17 protein-coding genes are annotated in these 16,988 nt (G+C 55.3%); 9 read left to right on the top strand and 8 right to left on the bottom strand.

From position 1 onward, the window contains the following. Window positions 1–2: 2 nt before the first annotated feature. Window positions 3–1,076 carry a succinyl-diaminopimelate desuccinylase gene (gene dapE / locus CKV68_RS10805; RefSeq protein ID WP_014836208.1) on the bottom strand — a complete coding sequence of 358 codons (1,074 nt, stop codon included), beginning with the start codon at window positions 1,074–1,076 and terminating at the stop codon, window positions 3–5. An 82-nt stretch (window positions 1,077–1,158) separates the two neighbouring features. Between dapE and CKV68_RS10800 the strand changes: the two genes are divergently transcribed. From CKV68_RS10800 to CKV68_RS10780, 5 genes are all read left to right on the top strand, one after another. Further along, window positions 1,159–2,073: a DapH/DapD/GlmU-related protein gene (locus tag CKV68_RS10800; RefSeq protein ID WP_038622721.1), complete on the top strand. Its 915-nt coding sequence runs from the start codon at window positions 1,159–1,161 to the stop codon at window positions 2,071–2,073. Window positions 2,074–2,157: 84 nt separating this feature from the next. Further along, window positions 2,158–3,522: an amino acid permease gene (locus CKV68_RS10795; protein ID WP_014525582.1), complete on the top strand. Its 1,365-nt coding sequence runs from the start codon at window positions 2,158–2,160 to the stop codon at window positions 3,520–3,522. 10 nt (window positions 3,523–3,532) lie between these two features. After that, complete coding sequence (gene dapD / locus CKV68_RS10790; RefSeq protein ID WP_013911206.1) at window positions 3,533–4,507, top strand: 2,3,4,5-tetrahydropyridine-2,6-dicarboxylate N-succinyltransferase; 975 nt, start codon at window positions 3,533–3,535, stop codon at window positions 4,505–4,507. Window positions 4,508–4,602: 95 nt separating this feature from the next. Beyond that, the gene (locus CKV68_RS10785; RefSeq protein WP_095076183.1) at window positions 4,603–6,012 is read left to right on the top strand and encodes an amino acid permease; all 1,410 of its coding nucleotides are present in this window, start codon (window positions 4,603–4,605) and stop codon (window positions 6,010–6,012) included. A 77-nt stretch (window positions 6,013–6,089) separates the two neighbouring features. Then, window positions 6,090–7,262, top strand: a complete 1,173-nt coding sequence (locus CKV68_RS10780; protein ID WP_014525579.1) for an HNH endonuclease signature motif containing protein — start codon at window positions 6,090–6,092, stop codon at window positions 7,260–7,262. 1 nt (window position 7,263) lies between these two features. On the opposite strand, the gene CKV68_RS10775 is transcribed toward CKV68_RS10780, so the two are convergent. From CKV68_RS10775 to typA, 7 genes are all read right to left on the bottom strand, one after another. Next, a complete protein-coding gene (locus tag CKV68_RS10775) occupies window positions 7,264–7,821 on the bottom strand; it encodes a GtrA family protein (RefSeq protein WP_013911203.1) in 558 nt (185 codons plus the stop codon). A gap of 212 nt (window positions 7,822–8,033) precedes the next feature. Beyond that, window positions 8,034–9,128 carry a succinyldiaminopimelate transaminase gene (gene dapC / locus CKV68_RS10770; protein WP_095076182.1) on the bottom strand — a complete coding sequence of 365 codons (1,095 nt, stop codon included), beginning with the start codon at window positions 9,126–9,128 and terminating at the stop codon, window positions 8,034–8,036. Between the two features lie 22 nt (window positions 9,129–9,150). Continuing rightward, window positions 9,151–9,468, bottom strand: a complete 318-nt coding sequence (gene fdxA, locus CKV68_RS10765) for a ferredoxin (RefSeq protein WP_013241627.1) — start codon at window positions 9,466–9,468, stop codon at window positions 9,151–9,153. A gap of 48 nt (window positions 9,469–9,516) precedes the next feature. Next, window positions 9,517–9,918 (bottom strand): hypothetical protein, encoded by a 402-nt coding sequence (locus CKV68_RS10760; protein WP_014525577.1) that lies wholly within the window; start codon window positions 9,916–9,918, stop codon window positions 9,517–9,519. 4 nt (window positions 9,919–9,922) lie between these two features. Then, window positions 9,923–10,807 carry an N-acetyl-1-D-myo-inositol-2-amino-2-deoxy-alpha-D-glucopyranoside deacetylase gene (gene mshB / locus CKV68_RS10755; RefSeq protein ID WP_095076181.1) on the bottom strand — a complete coding sequence of 295 codons (885 nt, stop codon included), beginning with the start codon at window positions 10,805–10,807 and terminating at the stop codon, window positions 9,923–9,925. After that, the gene (locus CKV68_RS10750) at window positions 10,807–12,363 is read right to left on the bottom strand and encodes an ABC transporter family substrate-binding protein (protein WP_095076180.1); all 1,557 of its coding nucleotides are present in this window, start codon (window positions 12,361–12,363) and stop codon (window positions 10,807–10,809) included. Before CKV68_RS10750 ends, mshB begins: the two co-directional genes overlap by 1 nt. A 10-nt stretch (window positions 12,364–12,373) precedes the next feature. Beyond that, complete coding sequence (typA, locus tag CKV68_RS10745; RefSeq protein ID WP_013911198.1) at window positions 12,374–14,284, bottom strand: translational GTPase TypA; 1,911 nt, start codon at window positions 14,282–14,284, stop codon at window positions 12,374–12,376. A 371-nt stretch (window positions 14,285–14,655) separates the two neighbouring features. On the opposite strand from typA, the gene CKV68_RS10740 reads away from it, so the two are divergent. The 4 genes from CKV68_RS10740 to CKV68_RS10725 are packed head-to-tail and all read left to right on the top strand — an operon-like array spanning window position 14,656 to window position 16,981. Beyond that, a complete protein-coding gene (locus tag CKV68_RS10740) occupies window positions 14,656–15,366 on the top strand; it encodes an Rv1157c family protein (protein WP_014525574.1) in 711 nt (236 codons plus the stop codon). Further along, window positions 15,366–15,899: a ribonuclease FAU-1 family protein gene (locus CKV68_RS10735; RefSeq protein WP_013911196.1), complete on the top strand. Its 534-nt coding sequence runs from the start codon at window positions 15,366–15,368 to the stop codon at window positions 15,897–15,899. The genes CKV68_RS10740 and CKV68_RS10735 overlap by 1 nt, the downstream gene beginning before the upstream one ends. Beyond that, window positions 15,896–16,240 (top strand): arsenate reductase (glutaredoxin), encoded by a 345-nt coding sequence (arsC, locus tag CKV68_RS10730; protein ID WP_014525573.1) that lies wholly within the window; start codon window positions 15,896–15,898, stop codon window positions 16,238–16,240. Before CKV68_RS10735 ends, arsC begins: the two co-directional genes overlap by 4 nt. Next, window positions 16,241–16,981 carry a S1 family peptidase gene (locus CKV68_RS10725; protein ID WP_013911194.1) on the top strand — a complete coding sequence of 247 codons (741 nt, stop codon included), beginning with the start codon at window positions 16,241–16,243 and terminating at the stop codon, window positions 16,979–16,981. It begins immediately after the preceding gene. The last annotated feature ends 7 nt before the right edge of the window (window positions 16,982–16,988 follow it).

Here is a 16,988-nt window from a genome sequence, read left to right as displayed (position 1 = left end):
TCCTAGGCGCGTAGGTAAGCCAACAAGGTGTTGGAGACATCTGTGATCATGTGGACCGGGCACTGCTCGTCCTTCTTATGGCAGTAGGAAGGGTCGCCAGGACCAAAGTTAACTGCGGGGATTCCCATTTCAGAAAAACGCGACACATCAGTCCAACCATATTTAGCACGGAATTTTCCACCTGTTGCGCGTAGGAGAGCAGCAGCGGCCGGACGATCCAACCCAGGGCGCGCCCCTGGAACCGCATCATCTACCTCATAGCTGACGTCGCTAGGAAGGGAGAGGGTTTCCAACAAGTGCGCCATCGCCTCATCGAGGCTGCGATCCGGAGCAAAACGAAAGTTCACAAACATCCAGGCTTCATCGGGGATGGTGTTGGTGGCTACACCGGATTCGCAGTGCACGATGTTGAGCCCTTCGTGGTAAAGGCAGGCGTCGACAAGCTTTTCCTGCGCTTCATAGTCTGCGATGCGGGAGATAACCGGCGCTAGGAGATGCATGGCATTCGTTCCTAGCCACGAACGTGCCGAATGCGCCCTCACACCGCGTGCTGTGATCCGGAGGCGGATGGATCCTTGGCAGCCGGCTTCGATGACGGCACCTGATGGCTCTCCTAGTAACGCGATGTCACCCTGGAGCCACTCAGGATGCGCTTGTTGCAGATGGCCTAATCCGTTGAATTCGCTGGAGACTTCCTCGCCCTCGTAGCAAACGATCGTCAGGTCTTGCGTTAAGTCTTCGGCGTTGGCGAGTGTGGCAAAAGCGTGCAGATATACAGCCATGCCAGATTTCATGTCGACGGTTCCGCAGCCAAAGAGTACGTCGTCGATGAGAGTGGAAGGGACGTTATCTGCTGTGGGGACTGTATCGATGTGCCCGGCGAGGATAACTCTGCTTCCTAGTCCCCGATGCGTGCGAGCGACCACGGTGTTCCCATGTCGTAGCACCTCGACGTGAGGAATGGACTTCAAGGCTTGTTCGATCAGATCCGCAATGTGCTTCTCGTGATGAGAAGGGCTTTCAATATCCACGAGTGCGCGGGTGAGTTCAATGGGGTTAGCAGTCAAGTCCAACATGACTACACAGAATACAGCCCGCCGTGGCAAGGCGACTCAATGAAGTTAGTGAAACGTTGACGTGGCTACTAATCTTTTCACCATGATTCACCACGGCGCCGACGCCACAGGGATAGCAAATATCGCAATGGACGGAACAGTCCTCGACACTTGGTACCCCGCCCCCAGACTCACCAGCTCCCCTATGCACCCCACAGGCACCACCCGCCTAGGGGCGCACCACATATCCCCCAAGCTCCTCAATCTCGTGCGTATCGACGAAGACCGCCGCGTCGAACAAATCGCCGTGCACACGACCATCGCGGATCTTTCCTCCCCTCCTATCGACGCTCACGACGTCTACCTCCGGCTCCATCTGCTCTCCCACCGCATCGTGCGACCTCATGACATCAACATGGACAACGCCACCGATCTCCTAGCGATCGTCGCATGGACAAACAAAGGCCCTTGTTTGCCTGATGATTTCGAAAATGTCCGCACGTCCTTGCGCTCCCGTGGGCTCATCCATGTCTATGGGATCGATAAGCTTCCTCGCATGGTTGACTATGTCGTTCCTAGCGGCATAGAAATTACTGAAGCCGAACGCGTGCGGCTAGGAGCGCACCTCGCCCCGGGAACCAAAGTTCTACGCGAAGGCTACGTCTCCTATAACGCCGGAACTCTGGGACCAGGACGTGTCGAAGGTCGTCTTTACGCTGGAACTGTCGTAGGCAACGACCTCGACCTCGGGATCTCTGCTTCCCTAGTCCCTGACAAAAGCACTAAACGCCTCCGGGTAGGAAATAACTGCAAGCTCGGACTTGGCGCTGCTGTCATCGGGATCGACCTTGGCGACAACGTAACCATCTGCAACAACATCGTGCTCGACCCGGCAACACAAATCTACGATGCCTCCTCACAACAGAGATGCATAGCCGAATCACTGCGCGGAAAATCCAATTTTTGTGTCCAGATGGAGTTCGGACATCCGGAGCCTGTAATCCACTCCTTCTCCTAGTCAGCGCACCTGCACGAGGGTAGGGACATAAAATTAACTAGTGATTGATTATATTCCGAGCGCATGTAGGGTTAAGGTCTTCTCATGACTGAAGCAACCTCCGAGACCGGGCTCGGAAGCGGACTTAAGACCCGGCACCTCACGATGATGGGACTAGGATCGGCGATCGGCGCCGGCCTCTTCCTAGGGACGGGCGTAGGAATTGCGGCTGCTGGCCCTGCTGTCCTTATCGCTTATATCATCTCCGGTATCTTCGTCGTTTTTGTGATGCAGATGCTAGGAGAGCTTGCGGCAGCACGTCCTGCCTCCGGTTCCTTTTCCATCTACGCGGAACAGGCATTCGGCCACTGGGCAGGTTTCAGCCTAGGTTGGCTTTATTGGTTCATGCTCACCATGGTCCTCGGCGCAGAAATGACCGGCGCGGCAGCGATTATGGGTCAATGGTTTGGTATCGACCCATGGATCCCAGCGCTAGTGTGCGTTGTATTTTTTGCAGTGATTAACTTTGCCAAAGTTGGCGGCTTCGGCGAGTTCGAGTTTTGGTTCGCGTTTATCAAAGTTGCGGTCATCATCATTTTCCTCGTCGTTGGCATTTTGCTTATCTTTGGCCTCCTACCGGGACACGACTACGTAGGAACGCAGCATTTCCTTGGCGACGGATTCATGCCCAACGGAATCACAGGAGTCGCCACTGGTCTCCTAGCCGTGGCTTTCGCGTTCGGCGGTACCGAAATCGTCACGATCGCAGCAGCAGAATCGGAAGATCCCAAAACCGCCATTGCCACGGCAGTACGATCAGTCATTTGGCGAATTTCTACGTTCTATCTAGGCTCGGTGCTCGTCATCAGCTTCCTACTCCCGTACAACCAAATCGGCGGGGCGCAGACCGCGGCACAGTCGCCTTTCACTATCATTCTGGGAATGGCCAATATTCCAGGTGTGGTTGGTTTCATGGAGGCCATCATCGTTGTTGCTCTGCTCTCCGCTTTTAATGCGCAGATCTACGCAACCTCTCGTTTTGTCCATTCCATGGCGCAACGAGGAAACGCCCCTAGGATGTTTGCGTCGACAAATCGCGAGGGTGTTCCTATTGCGGCAGTGCTACTCAGTATGTTTTTTGCGTTCGCATCCGTTGGGCTTCAGTACTGGAACCCCGCAGGCCTCCTCAGCTTCCTACTCAACGCAGTAGGAGGGTGCCTTATCGTCATCTGGGTCATGATTTCGTTGTCCTACATCAAGCTGCACCCTGAGCTCGTGGAAAAGAAAGAGATCACTACGGTCCGCATGTGGTGTTATCCATGGCTCGGCTGGTTTACTGTTGTCGGCTTTATCGGACTCACCGCGCTCATGCTTTCCGACGACTCTTCCCGCAGCCAAATCACCTCCGTAGCCGTTGTCTTTACAACCCTGGTTATCCTGTCATTCCTCACTAGGAAAAAGAGTAAGTAGACTCCCACACATGACTTCTGCACTAGCTATTGGACTTGCAACAATCACCAACGATGGAACCGTGCTAGACGCATGGTTCCCGGCTCCGCGTCTCGACGCTCCCACCGATACCACAACAGTCACGCTCCAGGGCGACGATATTCCCGCTGAGTTCCGTGATCTCGTTGGTGAGGATGCGGATCGAGGTGTGCGTCGTGAAGCGATCCGCACCGGAATCTCAGATCTCTCCTCCCCTCCTACCGACGCCTACGACGCATACCTGCGCCTGCATTTGCTTTCGCATCGACTAGTGAAGCCACACGGGCAAAACCTTGATGGGATTTTTGGGCTCCTCACCAACGTTGTGTGGACCAACTACGGTCCATGCCAGATCGCCGACTTCGAGATGACCCGTGCGAAGCTCCAGGCCCGAGGCCCAGTCACTGTCCATCTTGTGGATAAATTCCCACGCATGGTCGACTACGTCCTTCCTAGCGGCGTTCGCATCGGTGATGCTGACCGAGTCCGGCTCGGCGCTCATCTGGCCGAAGGAACCACCGTTATGCATGAAGGATTCGTTAACTTCAACGCCGGAACCCTAGGCGCGTCCATGGTGGAAGGCCGCATCTCTGCGGGCGTCGTAGTAGGAGACGGCTCGGACGTCGGTGGCGGCGCATCCATCATGGGAACGCTTTCTGGTGGAGGGAAGCACGTTATCTCACTCGGCGAACGCTGCCTCCTAGGCGCTAACTCTGGCTGCGGCATTCCGCTCGGCAACGACTGCGTCATCGAAGCAGGCCTTTACGTCACTGCAGGCTCCAAAGTCATCGTCCGCGGTGCTGTCGCTGAAGCGATGAAGCTTGACGACGGCGCCAGCACCAAAGCCCTCCTACTCGCAGGCGCAAACAACGTTTTGTTCCGCCGCAACTCCATCAGCGGTGCTATTGAAGCGACCGCGTGGAAAACTGAGGCAGTCGAGCTCAACACTGACTTGCACTCAAACTAACCCTCCCGCATCACACCTAACGACTATCTAGCAGGGGAAAAGAACGGCGGCGTCGCTATTCTTCTCCCCTCTTGCCTCGGAAAGACCCCCCCGTCATGACAAGCGAAAACATCACGCGACTAGGAAGTGGACTGAAAGTCCGACATCTCACAATGATGGGACTTGGATCAACAATCGGCGCCGGCCTCTTCCTAGGGACAGGCGTTGGTATTAAAGCCGCGGGCCCCGCTGTGATTGTCGCTTATATCATCGCAGGATTTATCGCTGTCATGATTATGCGCATGCTCGGCGAGATGGGATCCGTGGTACCAGCTTCCGGCTCTTTTTCTGAATATGCAGACGCTGGAATTGGCCACTGGGCAGGTTTTATCCAAGGGTGGGTTTATTGGCTCGCCACCGTCGCTGTCCTAGGCGCAGAAATAACCGGTGCTGCGGGATTTGTTGCATCGTGGCTAGGAGTGTCACCTTGGCTACCAGCACTTTTCTTTGTTTTGGTATTTGGCACCATTAATCTCCTACGCGTACGAGCCTTCGGTGAATTCGAGTTCTGGTTCGCTTTTATCAAAGTTGCAGTCTTGGTTCTTTTCTTGGCCGTCGGCTTCCTCCTAGTCACGGGTCTTTTACCCGGCCATGACTTTGTAGGACTCAATCAGATCGAAAACGAAGGGTTTATGCCCAATGGCGTCAGTGGCATCGCTGCGGCTCTCCTAGCGGTTGCTTTCGGTTTTGGCGGCATCGAAGTCGTGGCTATTGCATCCGCTGAATCTGAAGATCCGCAACGATCTTTGGTCAACGCCGTACGAACCACGATTACTCGCATCAGTATTTTCTATCTTGGATCCGTCGCCGTGATCGTCCTCCTCCTACCCTACTCATCGCTAGGAAAGGCTCAGAGCGCCGCTGAGAGTCCGTTTTCTCAGGTTTTAGCGATCGCCGGCATCCCTGGTGTCGTAGGGACGATGGAAGTTGTCATTGTTTTAGCTTTGTTGTCTGCGTTCAACGCTCAGATTTATGCCAGCTCTAGGATGATGATGTCTTTGGCGGAGCGTCGACAAGCGCCTCGGATGTTTGCACGGGTGAACAAACGTGGCGTGCCGACTACCGCGATCCTTTTATCGGTGATTCTCAGTGTTGTCATGGTGGTGCTCAACTACCTCGATACCGGTTGGTTGCTCTCTTTCCTACTCAATGCTGCGGGTGCATCGTTGCTTACGGTTTGGACGTTCGTTGCGGTTTCCCAGTTGAAGCTGCGTCGTAGGCTTGAGGCTTTGGTTCCGTCCCTAGGAGTGAGGATGTGGGCCTACCCGTGGTTAACGAGCTTCACCCTCATCATCCTTGCCGGCCTCGGAGCACTTATGCTCAGCGACGCACATGCGCGGATTGAGTTGTTGTCTGCGCTAACGATGGTCGCAGTACTTTTCCTAGTGAGCTTGGTTGCTGTTAGACGACCTTTTGAAAAAGCGCAACTGCCTGGCGAGAATTCCACAGGTATCGGGACCAATTAAGCCATATTCCACAGGTTTGCGGCGCTCAGTCCCTAGGAGAAAGAGGGAAGCCCCTTCCATGTTTTAGCCTCATCGCTATGAACATCGAAGGGGCTTTCTCCGTCTATTCCACCAGCGGCATTCAAATTGCCAAGTTTCTATTTGAGCTGAGCGCGACGACGTCCAAGGAAGATATCGCAGCACAGTTTGGTTTCCATCCTCAGTGGCTAGGGTCGGTGCTGAAGTTGGGCCGCGATTTGTTTGGGGCGAAAAGGGCATCGAAACAGCGTCAGGAAGCTATTGCTATAGCTGAGGCCAATCACTTGGGCATAGAGATCCTGCGAGTTACCAATGCTGCGTTGAGCAAGCTGTCCGGGGAGGCGTCGATAAGCAGGGAGGCCCTCCGCAAGCGGTTGTATCGGTGGGCTCGGGGCAAGACTGTGCTTGAAGCGAAAGCGGAGGCAGCGGCGCAAGTCGTCGCGCTCAATAGCGAATGCGGGAAACCACAGCAGACGCCGGCTGCTCGCATATCGCGCAACACTGATGCAGATGGGATGCGCCATGTGCATGCTTCGCTTCACGACGACGATGCCAGCGCCATCAGCGAAAAACTTAACTCGCTGGCACGGCACTTACGACGCCATAACCCCACACTCACATATTCGCATGCCTTGGCGCTGGCGCTGAAACAGAGCATATTGCAGCATGATGCTGCAAACATTCCGCGTCGTGAAGGCCTCATCCTCCTACCCGCTGATGGTCTCACACACATTGGCGACGGCATGCTAGCCACCACGGACGGCGCCCTCATTCCCGCTAAAGACCTTGCAGAGCATCTCCTAGCGGATCTCGGCTACGCCGTCATCTACGCACTTAATCAGGACGGCGTCCCTGAGCCTGTCGACCTTTTCCGCACCAAACGCTACGCCAACAAAAAGCAGCGCCTCATCCTCACCGCAGATCAACTCACCTGCGCCGACCCACGCTGCCACAGGCTCGCTAACAACTGCGAAATTCACCACCTCCAAGCGTGGCAATTCGGCGGAGAAACAAACCTCAAAAACCTCGTCGCTTGCTGCTCAACGCACAATAAGCTTAACGACGACAACCCTCTCCTACCCACCAACGGACACTATATCCGCATGCCCCATACCGGCCGAGCCGGCTTACAACCCCCATCCCCCACTGCACGACCGCGTGCCAGCATCCTGCCTCTTGCCAGAAAATCTGGCCGCTATTGGGCCTGCCAGCATTTTGGGGTAGCTGTCTAGCCTATACCGGCTCAGCCACCTGCACGACCACCGTCTTTGGCTTTCTAAAAGTCCACACCTTGTTGATAATAAAGTTCACTGGCATTGCCACCACAATCGAAATAGCACTTGCCCAGTAGAACTTTGTGCGCAATCCCGAAGAGTCATCGAAAATCACTGGCGACAACGCAATCGGCGACGTCGGATTCATCAGCAATGTGGCCACCACCTGGCTCACAAAAAACGCTCCTACTCCCGTGAGTAGGAAGGGGAAAAAACCTCGCCACCACGACGTCATATGGGCAGCTTTAAACGTCCACATCCTATTCAGCTGATAATTCCACGTATTGGCGACCACAAACGCAATCGTCATAAAAACGTGGTACCAACGAACGTGGAAAGAAGAGCCTAAAAGATTGTAGAAGGCGTCATGCTCGGACACCTCTCCTACCCACCAAGCAATTTTCTTGGCCAGGACTGTGACCACCAAGTTTACTACGGTGCCGGATCCGCCAACGATTCCGAATTGGATGAACTGTCGTAGGCTCCTAGTCATCCGTATTTTAGAATTCTCGGACACCGAGTCTCTCCTCCTAGTGGGCAATTAACCTTGTTGATTGTAGCGGTAATCGAAACTTCTCAAAACTCCCGACACAAGATTCATAAACTCTCTGTATGTCATGTAACGCTCTAATGGCTGTAAAAGACACTTTTCTATGGGACACTAAAAAGTTTTCTCACCTAGTTCTGTGCCCTGGAACAAGAAGATAGCGAGAGCAGCGCCACTAATCTTTAGTCTTGCAAGCGCGCCGCAAACGCTGCCACTCGTTCATCAGAGGTTGTCAGCGCAATACGAACATAATTTTCAGCGCTAGGGCCATAGAAATCTCCAGGCGCAACAAGAATGCCCCGATTAGCAAACCATTCCACTGTGGTACGACAGTTTTCTCCTCGTGTTGTCCACAAATAAAGGCCTGCTTCTGAGCTTTCGACAGTAAAACCAGCGTCGACAAGCGCGCGTAGGAGAGTTGCGCGGCGACGTGCGTAGCGTAGCTTCTGGAAGGTTTCTTGATCATCATCGTTGAGCGCGGCGGTCATTGCGGCTTGGATTGGGCCAGGAACCATAAGACCTGCATGCTTGCGCACTTCAGTAAGCTCAGCGATAAGCTCCACGTCGCCGGCTAAGAAACCTGCTCGGTAGGAAGCGAGGTTGGAGGTCTTTGAGAGCGAATGGATCGCTAGGAGACCTGTTTGGTCCCCATCGTTGACGCGCGGGTCCAGGATAGACACCGCTTCACCTTCCCAGGTCAGCCCTAAATAGCATTCATCAGAAGCAATGATGACATTGTTTTCGCGCGCCCATTCCACAATCTTTCGGAGTGTCTCGATACTGAGGACTTTGCCGGTGGGGTTCGACGGGGAGTTGAGATATACGAGATCGATGTCTTCGGGACTAGGAAGGGTGTGGGGGGCATCGCTGCGCTTGGGAGTGGCACCAGCAATAAGAGCGGAGACCTCATAAGTGGGGTATGCCACCTCGGGGATTACTACGGTGGAGTTAATCCCTAGGAGAGAGGGTAGGAGCGCAATAGCTTCTTTTGTTCCGATAACCGGAAGCACTCCTCCTACGGAGGGGACGTTGTAACGCCTGGCTAGGGATGCTCCTATGGCATCGCGAAGTTCGGGCGTCCCGATAGTCTGGGGATAGCCAGGAGCTGCAGCGGCCTCCGCTAGTGCGAGGCAAATGCCTGGAGATACTTCGTCGACAGGCGAGCCCACAGATAGATTAATTATTCCGTCTGGGTGCGATTGCGCCTTGGCTTTTGCTTCTGCGAGGGAGTTCCAGGGGAAGTCGGGAAGCTTTGTTCCTAGCGGGCTGCGGCTCATGGTCCGTCCTTTGAAGATGTTTTTACGCCTGTGGAGGGAGGTCGGCTACAAGTTTGGCGTCGAAGTCCTGTGGGCCGAGTTTGGCCGCACCACCTGGGGAGCCGAGGTCGTCGAAAAATGCAGCGTTGGCGTCGTTATAATCCAGCCACTCATCTGGAACGTCGTCTTCATAAAAAATTGCTTCGACCGGGCACGCAGGTTCGCAGGCTCCGCAGTCGACGCACTCATCGGGGTGGATGTACAGGGAACGCTTTCCCTCGTAGATGCAATCGACTGGGCATTCCTCAACGCATGCTCGATCCATGACATCAACGCAGGGCTGTGCGATTGTGTACGTCATTGCTTATAGATCTCCACTTCACGTATTCGGATGATTCGATTCATTATGTCACTTTCCGCGCAGCAGAGGCCAACTGCCTCCTACAAAACCTGCAATCATGAGTAGGAGGGGGCGAAGGCTTGATCCAAGCAGCTGATCCCCCGTCACACCTCCCGCCACCATCAGCCCAAAGAATCCCAACGCCCACGCATACATTGGAACAAGCGCAATGGCTGATTTTTTAGTCCACAACTTCGCTGTTTTTGTCAGAACCATGTTGAATAAGAACGCGATTGCGACGGTATACGGCACAGGCACGGGCCCGACCCAAGTGTTGAGATAGACGATTTCTAGGAGGACGGAAATAACCCCTCCTAGGGAGAGCCAGAAAAGTCCCCATGCCGCTTCTCCCCTACTGAATTCTTGGTACACGTAGGAGCGGTTGTCATCGCTTGTTATGTGCTCAGCCACTCTTTTATCTCACTAGTTCTGCAACGATGTCGAGGCCACTAGGAAGGGGGCCTTGGCCCATCTGGTAGCACTCCGTGCGTAGGAGAGGTTGGGCGATCAGGTTGCTTAGCGCAAAAACAGCCGGCGCCGCATTCGGATCGCTAACGCCAGCGATAGCGGCGTGGGGGTTGGTCGCAGTTGTGGATCCGTCTGCAACCCAGAGTTGGGTGGCATGGGCTTTCATTGCTTCCTTTTTCCTAGCGAAGGCCTCATCGCTCAGTAGGATACGGACGTCGACGCTCTCGACGCACGCTATTTCATCTGGGCGCGAGCGTCGCCAAGCTTCGGGAACGGCGCTGATGGCATCGAGTCCGGCGTCAAGGTCTGTTTTATCTGTGACGGCCCAAATGATGCGGGCGACGGGCACACGCCGGACGGCTTCATGCGTGATCTTGTGCGCTTGAATGTGGTCTGGGTGTCCGTATCCTCCATCGGGCCCGTAGGTGATCACGAGGTCGGGGTTAATTCGCGCCAGAATTTCAACGAGCTGCTCCACTGCTTCCTCACCAGAGGAGACGAATGCGCGGGGATGTTCATGTGCTTTATCACCGACCATTCCTGAGTCGCGCCAATATCCCGCCCCGCCAAGGTGTTCCCCGCGCGCGCCTAGGAGAGAGAGGGAGCGTGACAACTCCCCAATCCGGAATCCCCCCAGTTGATCGGCCGAGTCTGCGACGAGCCCTTGGTAGGGTTCGCCGATAACTTCTCCTTGCTCTCCTAGCGTGCATGTCACCACGGTGACGTCAGCACCACGGAGCGAGAGTTCTGCGATGAGTCCGCCAGTCCAGATGGCTTCATCATCGGGGTGGGCATGAACGGCTATTACTTTTTTGCCGATAAGGTCGCGCATTAGTCCTCTTTGGGTGTCCAAGTGGCCAGGGCTGCAAGGTCTTCTGGCCACTGATCTAGCTGTGGGTCCGGTCCTACGATACCGCTGCCGCGCACTTGTAGGCGCAGGTCCTTGGTGATCTCGGTAGTAAAGTGTTGGCTTGTTTCGATGTTGGAGGCAATCGCGTTGAAGTCCTCTGGCGTGCGAACACCAGCGAGCACTTCGCTGATTTCAACATCGGTTTGTTTGTTGCACCAGTTGGTGAAATTAGTGGCCGGTTTAGGCCGTGAGCATTGGTAGCGATCAAGATTGTTCGCAGAATTCCACGTCATGATGGCATCCACGCTGCCGTCGATAAGCTTCGTGCCTAGGAGAGAGGCGGTGTCCGTGGTCACGAGCTTCGCACCTACTCCATGGCGCGCAAGAAGATCCACGAGCGCGCGGGCGGCGTTTTCTGCGTGTGGATCCGCGGGATCAACGCCGATCCTCACGTCCCTTCCTAGGGACGCAAGCAGCTCCGCATGGGGCTCATAGCTTTCCGACGCCACCACCAAGTCGCTAGAACGCCCCATAGCTAGCTTGGCAATTAGTCGGCGGTCCACCAGCGACCGTAATTCGGCCCGTTGGGCCTCGCTCAGATTAAGGTTGGCGATCAGCTGGAGCGTTAGGGGGCTTTCTTGAGTGCGCACCTGAGTGTTCGGCATCAACTCGAAGGCCTCGCGGGCGACCTCCGTAGGAGTGATGTCAAGGTAATGGATTTGCCCCGTCCGCAGCATCTCCGCCCCCTGGGTTACATCGCGAACTTCGGAGAAAGTAATCGTCTCATTCTTCGCAGGGTTTTTGCCCCAGAAGCGATCATTGCGATTCAGCGTGAGGATTCCTCGTTGTTTGTCGACGCTCGCCAGCGAATACTTCCATCCCGAAGCCGGAATGCTGTGAGCCATTACTGAGGTGAAGCTAGCGTCGCTATCTCGCAATAGGTGGCTGGGTAGGAGTGCGGAAAATAGGTCACGCCAATCGGCTACTTTGGCAGAGAAATCCACGTCTACCGTACGACCGCCATTAGAGGAGCGAATTCCAGCTATTGCTCGATACTTCGATGCGCCCAGAACGCCCGGGTTTGTCGACTTCGCCTCCCACAGATATTGGAAGTCGGACACTGTGATGGGGGTTCCGTCGCTCCACTGAGCTTCCGAACGAATGGTATACCGCACCGTCTGAACAGCGCTCGTGCTAGTAGGAGGAGCTATCTCCTGCGCGGAGGTAAGAAGATCAGCATTAATCTCCCCTCCTAGGAAGGCGCTAGGAAGGACGAGGGTGGCAAGCGCACGAACAAACACAGAGTCGTCCGACAACACGTGTGGATTCAATCCTCCGGTAATCGGATCTATGCCTATCGACACCGACTTTTTGGTTTTCTTTTCCGGCTTTGGTGCCGCCGAGGTACTGCTGGCAGCACTACTGACAGGGGGAGATTCCGGTTCTTTTTCCACCGGTGCGGGACCGGGATTTGCCGAACATGACACAAGCACCGCGGCCGAGATTGTTGCTAGGAAAACGCGGTGCTTGTTCATCATGCGAGCTATCTTACTTGTTGCGTGCTTTCTCACGTGCACGGGCACGGCCACGCTCGGTGGCATTGAGAATGACCTTGCGTACGCGTAGGACGTCTGGGGTCACTTCCACACACTCATCCTGACCACAGAACTCCATGGCTTCGTCGAGGGAAAGCACATGTGCCTTGGCCAGTGTGACGGTGGCATCAGCAGTAGCTGAGCGCATGTTGGTCAGCTTCTTTTCCTTGGTGATGTTCACATCCATGTCTTCATCACGGTTGTTAGCACCAACGACCATGCCTTCATAAGCTTCCATGCCTGGCTCGACGAAGAAGTTGCCGCGGTCGGAAAGCTGCGTGAGAGCGTAAGCGGTGATCTGGCCAGAACGGTCCGCCACGAGGGAGCCGGATGCACGCCCCTTGATTTCACCTGCCCATACGTCGATGCCTTCTGAGTAGGAGTTGGCAATGCCGGTACCACGAGTCTCGGTGAGGAAGATGGTACGGAAGCTGATCAGGCCGCGTGCAGGAACCTTGTATTCCATGCGGACCCAGTCATCAGAGATGTTGTCCATAGACAGCATCTGCCCCTTACGCGCAGCCATCAGCTGGGTGACGTTGCCCTGGTACTCCGATGGGATATCGATGACCATGTGCTCATAGGGCTCGTAGAGCTTGCCGTCGATAGTCTGCGTGACTACCTGAGGCTTGCCGACGGTCAACTCAAAGCCTTCACGACGCATCGTCTCCACGAGGACCGACAGCGACATTTCACCACGGCCCTGAACTTCCCATGCGTCTGGACGCTCAGTAGGAAGGACACGGATGGACACGTTACCGATCAATTCCTGATCCAAGCGTGCTTTCACCACACGAGCAGTCAGCTTGTCGCCGCCACCACGGCCGGCCAAAGGCGAAGTATTGACACCGATGGTCATGGAGATCGCAGGCTCATCAACGGTGATACGTGGAAGCGCAACAGGGTTTTCTGGGTCAGCGAGAGTATCGCCGATCATCACAGAATCAATGCCGGAGATAGCAGCAATATCTCCTGCCACTACCTCATCGGCAGGCACGCGAGTCACACCAACGGTGCGCAGCAGTTCGGCGATTTTAGCGCTCTTGGTGTGCTGATTGCCGTCCTCATCGTAGTGAATCCAAGCGACCTGTTGCCCCTTCTTCAACGTGCCGGAGTGCACACGGATCAAGCCGATGCGGCCTAGGAAGGAGGAAGAGTCCAAGTTGGTCACATGCGCCTGCAAAGGCCCATCAACATTGACGGTGGGCTCTGGCATGACGTCGTAGATAACGTCGAAAAGCGCTTGAAGATCTTCAGCCTCGGGGATGTTGCCGTTGCCGGGGTTTTCCACAGACGCCTTGCCTTCACGGCCAGAAGCGTAGAGAACCGGCAGGTCGAGCAGCTGCTCTGCGGCTTCTGCAGCCTCGGGGTCGTCCAAAGCTGAGGCCAGCTCTAGGAGGAGGTCCTGAGACTCCTCGACCACCTCGTCAATACGCGCATCAGGCCGGTCAGTCTTGTTGACCAAGATGATCACCGGCATTTTCGCTGCGAGCGCCTTACCCAGAACGAATCGGGTCTGTGGTAGCGGACCTTCGGAAGCGTCGACAAGCAAAACGACGCCATCCACCATGCTCAAGGCGCGCTCAACCTCGCCACCGAAGTCAGCGTGGCCAGGAGTATCGATCACGTTAATAACGAGATCGTTACCCTCTTTGCCCGCGCCTTTACGACGAATAGCCGTGTTCTTGGCCAGGATGGTGATGCCCTTTTCCTTTTCTAGGTCTCCAGAGTCCATCACGCGGTCGACGAGCTCTGCGTGTTCATCGAAGGCGCCTGACTGACGCAGCATAGCGTCTACAAGGGTGGTCTTTCCGTGGTCAACGTGCGCAACGATGGCTACATTGCGAAACTCTGGACGGGTCAAAAGTGTCTCCTGAAAAATTGGATGCGCCTGGTAAAATCACGTCGCCGAATCATGCGAAGAGTCCGGGCGCATAGTACAGCGCTGTTACATTACTCCACTTACCCACAACTGTGCACGTTAGAAACGTAGATACAGCAACATGTAACAAAAAGATCACGATGAGCGACGTGTATCAAGAGAGGAATTTTTCCGTTCCCCCACATTGAGAATATTAGTTAGTAACCCTTGACACTATTAAAGCAGTGACTACTGTTATTCGAGTAAACTCTTGTGATTATTGTGACTTGCTATTGTATTTATTGGCTTCCCTCGCCCAATAAACACGTCTCTCTATACGGCAATAGCAAATCCAATAGCTAGGAAGGCTGTACGTGCGCCGAATTACCCACGCCATCACCGCGACGCTTCTCGCGGCTACTTGCACTCTCACCTCAATCGGTGGTGCAACCGCTATGCCTGCACAACCTCTGCCGGCAGCGCCGCTTTTGTCGTCCTCGTCGACGGTTGACCTCTCCTCCTGGCTCCCCCTGGACCAACTCGGACGCCCGAATGCCGAAACCCTCAGCAAAGCGAAAGACTTTGCCAACACCCTGCCTGAACCAATCCGCAACCAACTGCTCGCAGCCGTGGCCTTCATAGAAGGGACCGGGCAGGGGGAAATTAAAGTCCCCGACAATGGTCCCCAGTTCAACCAGTTCCTCTGGCCCAGCATCGCGGGACGCTGCATCAGCGGGCAACTGACTGCCACAGGGTCAGCAATCGCCGTTCCCGGACCTGCAGAAATTCCAGCACCAGGAGCAAAAGAAGGCGAAACCGCCTTTGTTTTCACCGCGCTAGGAACTGGAAAACTCGCCCCCAATGAGCATCAAGCAATGAATGTTCACTGGTTTAATCTTTCCACGTTGCAGGGCGGAAGTACTCGACTCGTCGGCCACGGAATCAACCCAGATGGCCCTAGCACCGTATCCGGAACCGCTGATACGGGGAAGGGACGCGTCATTGCACTCATCGAGGGAACTATTGCCACAGAGGCAAGCCCCTGCACTTTCCTACCCACGGCTGCACTCTTCGAGGTGAAATAATGGTTGACCTGCATCCAGTGAAAAAGGAAACCTTCGATCCATCGTCGATGACCAATATCGACCCCAAAGGTTTTCAGCGGCGCGTAGACGACTTTCACTCCACCGATTTTGGCCTGTACATGGCCCGTGGTGCTGACCATCCCAAATTCGGCTACCTAGAGTCATGGCTCCTGCCTAGCTTGGGATTGCGAGCCAATATCTTCCATTTCCGTGAAGGTGTCGACGAACGTCAGGATTTCTACTTTGATGTCGCCGATATTTCCCGAGAAGACAACATGTGGGTCACTCGCGACTTGTATGTGGACCTCATCTCCGTAACCGGGGAACCCGTCAAAGTGGTAGACATCGATGAGCTCGCAGCAGCAACCTCAGCGGGCATCATCACCGCAGAAGAAGCCGAACGTGCAATTGACGCGACCCTCCTCGCCGTCGAAGGAATAACCCGCTACAACGACGATCCCATGAGCTGGCTCTCCTCCCTAGGCTACGACCTAGAATGGGCCGACACCGTCAAACTGGAGCCCGCACCATGATCACCATCTATCACAATTCACACTGCTCTAAGTCGCGCGCGGCGCTGGAGTTCGTGCAGGATCGAGGGCATGATGATGTGCAGGTCATTAATTACCTCTCTTCCCCTCCTAGCGAGGACACTCTTCGCGACCTCCTACGCACAGCAGGGCTAAGCCCCCACGAGGCAATACGAACAAACGAGCAGCTCTACCAAGACCTAGGCCTCTCGCCAGAAACTTCCGACGACGATCTCATTGCTACGATGGTAAAACACCCCCGGCTTATTCAACGGCCGATCGTATCCACGGATAAAGGCGTACGCCTTGCACGTCCCACGGAAGTAATAGAGGAGATTCTCTAAATGCGGCTTTTTCGCCGATTATCTGCTGTCACCACCGCCGTCGCTCTCTCGCTAGGAATAGTTGCTCCTAGTCACGCAGTCGTCGGCGGCACTGCAACCAATCAACCCAGTCTCGCTTATGTGGGACTAGGAGAGCAGCAATGCACAGGCGCTCTTGTAACTCCTGAATGGGTATTGAGCGCTCGGCATTGCCTTGGCGCCGGACCATCAACTATCGGCGTCGGCGGCCAAGTCTTCCGCGCTGTCGAACAAATTCCCCACCCCACCGCAGATATCGCGTTAATCAAGCTTGATCGACCATCTGGCACAGCGCCGATGACGCTTTCCAGCAACAACCTGTCTTTTGGTGAAAAAACCATCGCTGCAGGCTGGGGCGGGATCACCCACGGCCACGCGCAGTGGGCGGAGGCTACAACACAGCGCCGTGTCACCAACGTCCCCGGCCCCGACCGCCAGGCCGTCTTAATTGAGCAATGGATCAGCCAAGGAATCCTCCGCCAAGGCGATTCCGGAGGCCCGTTGATGGAAGGCAACGCTGTGGTCGGCGTTCTCAGCATGACCAGTCACACAGGTACGGTCGGCTGGTACACGCCTGTTGCGGAGCACACCGAGTGGATTTCAGCCATAAGCGGAGCGTCCAAACCGCCCGCCGCCGACGCTCCTAGCCCGCTTATCGACGCCACCGCTTTCCCCACCGTCATTCCGCTTCCAAGTTTCCCGCTCCCCTTCCACAGCCACTAAAACTCCT

Origin of the sequence: Corynebacterium ulcerans (genome assembly GCF_900187135.1) — a bacterium.
In the GTDB taxonomy this organism is placed as follows: domain Bacteria; phylum Actinomycetota; class Actinomycetes; order Mycobacteriales; family Mycobacteriaceae; genus Corynebacterium; species Corynebacterium ulcerans.
Note: the sequence above shows the minus strand (reverse complement) of the source record. Positions and strands in the feature narration are given on the sequence as shown.

Bases quoted from the DNA above. Each gene is read 5' to 3' on its own strand.
- dapE (WP_014836208.1), bottom strand. From the start codon at position 1,076: ATGTTGGACTTGACTGCTAACCCCATTGAACTCACCCGCGCACTCGTG.
- CKV68_RS10800 (WP_038622721.1), top strand. From the start codon at position 1,159: ATGATTCACCACGGCGCCGACGCCACAGGGATAGCAAATATCGCAATG.
- CKV68_RS10795 (WP_014525582.1), top strand. From the start codon at position 2,158: ATGACTGAAGCAACCTCCGAGACCGGGCTCGGAAGCGGACTTAAGACC.
- dapD (WP_013911206.1), top strand. From the start codon at position 3,533: ATGACTTCTGCACTAGCTATTGGACTTGCAACAATCACCAACGATGGA.
- CKV68_RS10785 (WP_095076183.1), top strand. From the start codon at position 4,603: ATGACAAGCGAAAACATCACGCGACTAGGAAGTGGACTGAAAGTCCGA.
- CKV68_RS10780 (WP_014525579.1), top strand. From the start codon at position 6,090: ATGAACATCGAAGGGGCTTTCTCCGTCTATTCCACCAGCGGCATTCAA.
- dapC (WP_095076182.1), bottom strand. From the start codon at position 9,128: ATGAGCCGCAGCCCGCTAGGAACAAAGCTTCCCGACTTCCCCTGGAAC.
- fdxA (WP_013241627.1), bottom strand. From the start codon at position 9,468: ATGACGTACACAATCGCACAGCCCTGCGTTGATGTCATGGATCGAGCA.
- mshB (WP_095076181.1), bottom strand. From the start codon at position 10,807: ATGCGCGACCTTATCGGCAAAAAAGTAATAGCCGTTCATGCCCACCCC.
- CKV68_RS10750 (WP_095076180.1), bottom strand. From the start codon at position 12,363: ATGATGAACAAGCACCGCGTTTTCCTAGCAACAATCTCGGCCGCGGTG.
- CKV68_RS10735 (WP_013911196.1), top strand. From the start codon at position 15,366: ATGGTTGACCTGCATCCAGTGAAAAAGGAAACCTTCGATCCATCGTCG.
- arsC (WP_014525573.1), top strand. From the start codon at position 15,896: ATGATCACCATCTATCACAATTCACACTGCTCTAAGTCGCGCGCGGCG.
- CKV68_RS10725 (WP_013911194.1), top strand. From the start codon at position 16,241: ATGCGGCTTTTTCGCCGATTATCTGCTGTCACCACCGCCGTCGCTCTC.